Source organism: Citrobacter sp. wls718 (assembly GCF_005280945.1).
Taxonomy (GTDB): domain Bacteria; phylum Pseudomonadota; class Gammaproteobacteria; order Enterobacterales; family Enterobacteriaceae; genus Citrobacter; species Citrobacter gillenii.
In genome coordinates, this window is sequence record NZ_SZWV01000038.1 from 37625 (window position 1) to 43895 (window position 6271).

12 protein-coding genes are annotated in these 6271 nt (G+C 50.2%); all 12 read left to right on the forward strand.

Annotated elements, in window-relative coordinates; all coding sequences use genetic code 11:
• On the forward strand, positions 1 to 301 hold a 301-nt coding region (locus tag FDW95_RS23590), incomplete at its 5' end, for a conserved phage C-terminal domain-containing protein (protein WP_249358964.1).
• A 2-nt stretch (positions 302 to 303) separates the two neighbouring features.
• Positions 304 to 747, forward strand: coding sequence for a hypothetical protein (locus FDW95_RS07540; protein ID WP_115257966.1), 444 nt, complete (start codon positions 304 to 306; stop codon positions 745 to 747).
• Complete coding sequence (locus FDW95_RS07545; protein WP_115257967.1) at positions 747 to 1406, forward strand: MT-A70 family methyltransferase; 660 nt, start codon at positions 747 to 749, stop codon at positions 1404 to 1406. The genes FDW95_RS07540 and FDW95_RS07545 overlap by 1 nt, the downstream gene beginning before the upstream one ends.
• On the forward strand, positions 1403 to 1618 hold the full coding sequence (locus tag FDW95_RS07550) for a hypothetical protein (RefSeq protein ID WP_115257968.1): 216 nt from the start codon (positions 1403 to 1405) through the stop codon (positions 1616 to 1618). The genes FDW95_RS07545 and FDW95_RS07550 overlap by 4 nt, the downstream gene beginning before the upstream one ends.
• Positions 1619 to 1620: 2 nt before the next feature.
• On the forward strand, positions 1621 to 2010 hold the full coding sequence (locus FDW95_RS07555; protein WP_115257969.1) for a RusA family crossover junction endodeoxyribonuclease: 390 nt from the start codon (positions 1621 to 1623) through the stop codon (positions 2008 to 2010).
• 25 nt (positions 2011 to 2035) lie between these two features.
• Positions 2036 to 2752: a phage antirepressor KilAC domain-containing protein gene (locus FDW95_RS07560; RefSeq protein ID WP_349290503.1), complete on the forward strand. Its 717-nt coding sequence runs from the start codon at positions 2036 to 2038 to the stop codon at positions 2750 to 2752.
• Positions 2749 to 3738, forward strand: a complete 990-nt coding sequence (locus FDW95_RS07565; RefSeq protein WP_115257971.1) for a DUF968 domain-containing protein — start codon at positions 2749 to 2751, stop codon at positions 3736 to 3738. The genes FDW95_RS07560 and FDW95_RS07565 overlap by 4 nt, the downstream gene beginning before the upstream one ends.
• Positions 3739 to 3752: 14 nt before the next feature.
• Entirely contained in the window at positions 3753 to 4331 is a 579-nt protein-coding gene (locus tag FDW95_RS07570) for a DUF1133 family protein (RefSeq protein WP_115257972.1), read from the forward strand.
• 181 nt (positions 4332 to 4512) lie between these two features.
• Complete coding sequence (locus FDW95_RS07575; protein WP_060855123.1) at positions 4513 to 4809, forward strand: hypothetical protein; 297 nt, start codon at positions 4513 to 4515, stop codon at positions 4807 to 4809.
• An 11-nt stretch (positions 4810 to 4820) separates the two neighbouring features.
• Positions 4821 to 5327, forward strand: coding sequence for a hypothetical protein (locus FDW95_RS07580; RefSeq protein WP_115257973.1), 507 nt, complete (start codon positions 4821 to 4823; stop codon positions 5325 to 5327).
• A gap of 231 nt (positions 5328 to 5558) precedes the next feature.
• A complete protein-coding gene (locus tag FDW95_RS07585; protein ID WP_115259918.1) occupies positions 5559 to 5747 on the forward strand; it encodes a hypothetical protein in 189 nt (62 codons plus the stop codon).
• Between the two features lie 90 nt (positions 5748 to 5837).
• Positions 5838 to 6224, forward strand: coding sequence for a phage holin family protein (locus FDW95_RS07590; protein WP_061353905.1), 387 nt, complete (start codon positions 5838 to 5840; stop codon positions 6222 to 6224).
• Positions 6225 to 6271: the final 47 nt, after the last annotated feature.

The window sequence follows — 6271 nt, forward strand, 5'->3', positions numbered from 1 at the left end:
TCAGAAGTCAAAAACATCCCTGGAGAACATCCGTGCCCGACTGCGTGATGGTTACAGCGTTGCTGACCTGCAACTTGTTATCGACCTCAAACATGAGCACTGGCACGAGAACGACGAGCAGTACCAGTACATGCGACCGGAAACGCTGTTCGGCCCGAAGAAATTCGAGAGCTATCTGCAAAGCGCCACCCGCTGGGACCAGAAGGGACGACCCAAGCGCGCTGACTGGGGCGCTAAAAGGCGCGATGTGATGGATTTTGGTCCTGTTGATACAACGATTCCTGCGGGCTTCAGGGGGTAACGATGAGCTTACTGAAAACTATCCAGATGTTTGTAGCTCAGAACCCTGGGCTAACCAACAAGCAGATAGCTGCAGCACTGACAGAATACGATATTCAGTCGGTTCAGCGTGCCGTATGCCGACTAGTTGATACAAAGCGTGCAACACGTAAACACGCGGGAAAGTGTTATCGCTATTACGCAGAACCGCCAGCAGATTGCCACTTCGAGGTTTTTGAACCAACCCCTGAAGTCTGCGTCCTGATGGAAACGGCGAAAGACCTGGAGTCGAAAGGTCTCTTTCACCGTGCCGCGACGATTTACATGGAGGCATTCAGCGCATCAGCCATTGAATCAGAGAGAGCGGCAATACTGGCAGAACGTCAGCGCTGTCTTGGCCTGGCTAAACCAGCGGTTATTTCTGAAGACGGGTGCTATCTGGCTGGTCGATTTTCGGGAGGTCGTTAATGGGCTATTCACTGATTTACGCTGATCCGCCGTGGGAATACGGAAACACCATCAGCAATGGTGCAGCGGAAAACCATTACGGCACGATGAAACTCATCGACATAAAACGCCTGCCTGTCTGGGAGCTGGCTGCGGAAAATTCCGTTCTGGCCATGTGGTTCACCGGTACACACACCCGCGAAGCTATCGAACTGGCTGAGGCATGGGGTTTTAAGGTTCGGACCATGAAGGGATTCACCTGGGTGAAGTTTAACTCACTGGCAGAGCAGCATATCAATAAAGCGCTTCAGGCTGGTGGTGTAGAGGACTTTTACGACTTCCTCGACCTGTTGAACGCTCAGACCCGAATGAACGGTGGTAACTATACCCGCGCCAATACCGAGGATCTGTTAATCGCTACCAGAGGGAAAGGTCTTGAGCGTCAGAATGCGAGCGTAAAACAGGTTATCTACAGCCCACTCAGCGAACACAGCCAGAAGCCAGCAGAAGCGCGTTACCGTCTGGAGCAGTTGTACGGTGATGTGCCTCGCATTGAGTTGTTCAGCCGCTGCGCTGCACCTGGCTGGCACCACTGGGGAAACCAGTCTGTTAAACCAGACCTGCATCTGATTCCGGGCAGCGTAATGCACATCGACTGGGCGAACGGAGCAGGCGCATGAACCAGGAAACAGAGAACGCCATTCAGGCGCAGGCCAAACGCTGCAGTGATGAGATCAGAAAAGCAATGAAGATGAAGCCCAAGCCTAACTGGAACGAGACAGTACCGCCGATCCTGAAGAAGCATCATGAGAAGATAAGGCCGCTGGGGGTAACCCCGCTTGAGTTCGTAGGAAAAATAGGGCGCATGAACGGGCGCTTTGGAGTGGAATGATGATGAAACTGGTACTCCCATTTCCACCCAGCGTGAACACCTACTGGCGTGCTCCTAACAAGGGGTCGCTGGCTGGCCGTCACCTCATCAGCGCCAAAGGCAGGGCATACCAGAGCGCAGCATGCGTGGCTATCGTTGAGCAACTTCGCATTCTCCCTAAGCCGTCATCATCACCGGCATCAGTAGAGATTGTGCTCTATCCACCCGATGAACGCCGCCGCGACATAGACAACTACAACAAAGCGCTGTTTGACGCGCTTACACATGCAGGAATCTGGGAGGACGACAGCCAGGTGCGACGCATGCTGGTGGAGTGGGGACCGAAAGTACCTGGTGGACGGGTAGAAATATCGATCACTAAACATGTACCAATGGCGGGTGCAGCCGCCTGATAAGTGGAGACCGAGCATGCAACAGATGAGCATAACAGTAATGTGTCCGACCCATCATGCAGCAACGGTAGGGCAGCAGGTCACCATGTCCAGCCGTGAGATTGCGAAACTGGTTGATTCCCGGCACAGCAATGTCTGCGTAACGATAGAGCGCCTCATGAATTCCGGTGTGATAGGAGGGTATGCTGCATTGCAGTACACCCATCCCCAGAACGGACAAACCTACCATCACTATGAAGTGAACAAACGAGACAGCTATGTAATCGTTGCTCAATTATCGCCGGAGTTCACCGCCAGACTTGTTGACCGCTGGCAGGAACTGGAGAGCAACGGCGGAATGATTGTTCCCCGGTCACTTCCTGAGGCCCTGCGCCTGGCTGCTGATCTGGCAGAACAGAAACAGCGCCTGAGTGAAGAACTGGCAGTAGCCGCACCAAAGGCCGAGTTCGTTGATCGTTATGTGACGGCTACTGGTTCAATGACTTTCCGACAGGTAGCCAAGCTGCTTAACGCCAAAGAGCCAGAGTTTGCGATGTTCCTGATTGAGAACGGCATCATGTACCGGCTTAACAGGGTTCTCACACCAAAGAGCAGGCATATCGAAGCTGGACGCTTCGAGGTGAAGACGGGTACGACAAACCAGACAAATTACGCTTTCAATCAGTCCCGCTTCACCGCCAAGGGTGTTCGCTGGATTGGTGGCCTGTGGGCAGAGCATATTGCTAAGGGGCAGGTAGCGTGAGGGTACTACTGACACCTGAAGTGGCACCTATGACCGGGGTAGTGATATTTCGCCCAGGCAGTGAACTGATGCATCTGTTCAGATGTGGGCGTGTTCTTATCGAGCCACAGGCAGAGTCAATGGCTGAGTTACCGTCTGGTCTGCTGCCTGAGACAACTCAGGAGCTTCAGAATGATCCGTTATTGCGTGATGTCTTCGAAAATCGGAAGGTCATACATTGTGCTGGTGGACTCAATTCACTGAATGCCTGGCTCGAAAGAAAACTGGAATGTCAGTACCCACACAGCGAGTGGCACGACCGCAACTACACCATCACCTGGCATGCACCTGGCTCAATCCGCACGTGCTGGGGCTGCGACTTAAAAATTCGTGATCAGTTCACTGAAGGTCTGGCGGGTATAGCCCGTGAAAACCTGGTATCCTGGCTACTGAAGGTTGTAAACGGCCAATTAGGGTTCAGTGAGGACCACGTGCTTACGCTGCCGGAGTTTTGCTGGTGGATGGTCAGGAACGACCTGGCTGATGAGATACCTGAAGCCGTAGCGCATAAAGCACTTCGTCTGAAGAAAGAGTCACACCAGTCGGTAACACGTGAAAGCGATATTGTTCCGACAATACCCGCGCAACAACTTGTACAGGAGAAAGCGAAAAAGATAGTGGCGATGAAGGTAGACCCGGAGACGCCGGAATCCTTCATGCTTAAACCCAAGCGTCGGCGCTGGGTGAATGAGAAATACACGAGATGGGTTAAGGCCCAGCCGTGCGTCTGCTGTAACAAGCAGGCTGACGACCCCCACCATCTGATTGGCCACGGGCAGGGTGGAATGGGTACAAAGGCACACGACCTGTTTGTGATTCCTCTGTGCAGAGAGCATCACGACGAGTTGCATGCTGATCCTGTGGCATTTGAAGCGAAATACGGTGACCAACTGGTCTTGGTGTTTCGGGTTATAGATCGTGCGCTGGCAATCGGCGTACTGGCGTAAGTGGAGAACGCTAAATGATTAATCCTTCTGAAGTTGGTAAATCTGGTGAAATGGTTCGTCTTCGTACTCTGGAAAGCATCTGGATACAGGGTAAGTTGCGCATGTGGGGCCGCTGGTCTTATATCGGCGGTGGTAGTGGTGGGAACATGTTTAACCAGCTTCTTGCATCCGGGAAAATCACCAAAACGGCAATTAACGAAGCGCTACGCCGGATGAAGAAAGCGGGTATCAGCAAACCAGAACTTGAAGCGTACCTGCGTGAAATTCTCAACAGCAAAAATAAAAGCGGCATGGCGTTCTGTTCAGACGAAGAAGGGCTGTTAGTTGACGGTGTCATTGCTTCTGTACTGATGAATGATGACTACCGATCGCTCTATAGCGTGATTGTCGACCGCCATCGCCTACGTAAGAGCAAGTTGCAGATGGCCAATGAACTGCAGGCTAAACATCCTGATTGGCCGCTGATCACCTGCCGTCGTCGCATTGACACTTGGCTAAGTCTGGCAGAATCGATCCTGTACGCTCCAGTTTGTGACGCATTCGGCACAAATAGCGACAGATTTAAGTTGCAGAGTGAGCAAGAAAGTGCTTAAATTGTGGTAGGCTCGGGACGTTAAAGCGAACTGAGCAACAAAACAAAAAGAAACCCGCCATAGCGCGGGTTTTGCTTTTGAAAAACCACTACTTATGGTGGTAAATTGTGCCAAATATTTACAAAATTTACTTATTGACGTAAATTTTGGGCTCAATTCATAATGTAAAGGGTCTGCTGAAATGGCTGATGCGGATAAAATGTCAGGCATGGCGCAAGTGGCGCAGATTTTTTTTGAAACTACGCTTAAGTTTTACGACAAAGCGCCTATTATTGCTGGTACAGGCTATTTGTTGATAACAAGTTCACTTCCCCTTTGGATAGTGTTAAGATTTTTTTCAAAGATGAAATCCCTTGATAACCAGAAAGTTATCGCAATGCTGCAGAGGCAGGTCACAATCAGTAACCCAGTCACATCAGATAGAACGGAACCTGCAATGACGACCGTGTCGCCAGCTGCGACACCGCCTCAAACATAAGGTGACTTATCATGGAAACTGTGATTCCAATTCTTGTTCTGGCATTCGTGGTCATACATGTCATAGCTTATGCCTTCGCAATTGTGATTCGACGGTACGTAATGTTACCGCTTGTCGAAAAATTCATGGAGCGTGAAGACGCATCTATTTTGTTGAAAAGTATAGTTGTTGACGCATTTCATGATGCTGTATCAGTCAAGTTGCCCATTAAACTGCTCCAAGGGCATCTTGCAATGACGCGCCAAAAAGAAGTAGAGCAAGATATGCGCGAGCCTGAAAGTGATGGGGCTGAACAGTTTGATTTAGTTAGTCACTGTTCAAAGCCGACCCCTGCGAATGAGGCTTTGAATGAAATTCTATATACGATGTTTAGAATTAATAGGAAATTTAACATCGTTCTTTTTGTCATTTGTTCTCTATGGCGGCTTGACTTCAAAAAAGTAGCTGTGGATATTCAACAGATTCAGAATGAATCAGGATCTGTATATGTTGACATGAAGCATCAACATCAACATTAGTTAAACTCGAAATAAAAAAGGCTCCCATTTTGGAGCCTTTTTTATTTCCCCTCATTCCTGAGAGGACTCACAGCGATAAGGTGAATAAAATTCCTTTCGTAGTTTTCAACGTTATGCTCTAAAAGCTGACGCAACAAGGTTGTCGCTTAATTCAACATGTAGAGTTTCTAACGCCAACCGTGACGTCGAAGGCATATACTGCTTTGTAACTTGGGCGGGATGGGTACGTATATGAAAGAGGGCTATTACTGGATTCAGCATGTTGGTGTTGTTCAGGTAGCGTATTACACGAATGACACTGTTGATGATCTGGAAACGGGAAAAACAATCACAGGCGTCTGGCATCTGGCCAGAGGCGATGACATTTGCCATAACGGTGAAGCAGAGGTGTTAGAAGGTCCCCTCACCCCACCTATGTAAACAACCGTACTTACTTCGAGGCTGCCGCATGGCGGCCTTTTTTATTCCCCTCATTCCTGAGAGGACTCACAGAAATTAAGAGGGGGCTAAATGTCCGATCCGATTTCCGGTACTGGGCTGGCTGGTGGTGTCCTGACGGGAGCCAGTGTCTATGGATTTGTTTCCGGAACCGATTACGGCGTGGTGTTTGGCGCATTTGCCGGGGCTGTATTTTACATTGCAACGGCTGCGGACCTGAGTGCAGCTCGTCGGCTGGCGTATTTTGTCGTGTCCTACATCGCCGGGATCATCTGCTCAGGGCTGGTTGGTTCAAAGCTGGCTGACTGGACTGGTTACAGTGATAAGCCTCTGGACGCTATCGGAGCCGTAATCGTTTCTGCTTTAGCGGTCAAAATCCTGACGTTCCTGAATAATCAGGATGTTGGCTCGCTGGTGGCGCTGATAACGCGCCGGGGAGGTTCAGGTGGTACTAAATGACCCATCGGCAACAATCAATGCGCTGCTTTGCGCTGGGGTAGTGCTGA

Coding starts and splice junctions, on each gene's coding strand:
- FDW95_RS07540 (WP_115257966.1), top strand. CDS start 304: ATGAGCTTACTGAAAACTATCCAGATGTTTGTAGCTCAGAACCCTGGG.
- FDW95_RS07545 (WP_115257967.1), top strand. CDS start 747: ATGGGCTATTCACTGATTTACGCTGATCCGCCGTGGGAATACGGAAAC.
- FDW95_RS07550 (WP_115257968.1), top strand. CDS start 1,403: ATGAACCAGGAAACAGAGAACGCCATTCAGGCGCAGGCCAAACGCTGC.
- FDW95_RS07555 (WP_115257969.1), top strand. CDS start 1,621: ATGAAACTGGTACTCCCATTTCCACCCAGCGTGAACACCTACTGGCGT.
- FDW95_RS07560 (WP_349290503.1), top strand. CDS start 2,036: ATGAGCATAACAGTAATGTGTCCGACCCATCATGCAGCAACGGTAGGG.
- FDW95_RS07570 (WP_115257972.1), top strand. CDS start 3,753: ATGATTAATCCTTCTGAAGTTGGTAAATCTGGTGAAATGGTTCGTCTT.
- FDW95_RS07575 (WP_060855123.1), top strand. CDS start 4,513: ATGGCTGATGCGGATAAAATGTCAGGCATGGCGCAAGTGGCGCAGATT.
- FDW95_RS07580 (WP_115257973.1), top strand. CDS start 4,821: ATGGAAACTGTGATTCCAATTCTTGTTCTGGCATTCGTGGTCATACAT.
- FDW95_RS07585 (WP_115259918.1), top strand. CDS start 5,559: ATGAAAGAGGGCTATTACTGGATTCAGCATGTTGGTGTTGTTCAGGTA.
- FDW95_RS07590 (WP_061353905.1), top strand. CDS start 5,838: ATGTCCGATCCGATTTCCGGTACTGGGCTGGCTGGTGGTGTCCTGACG.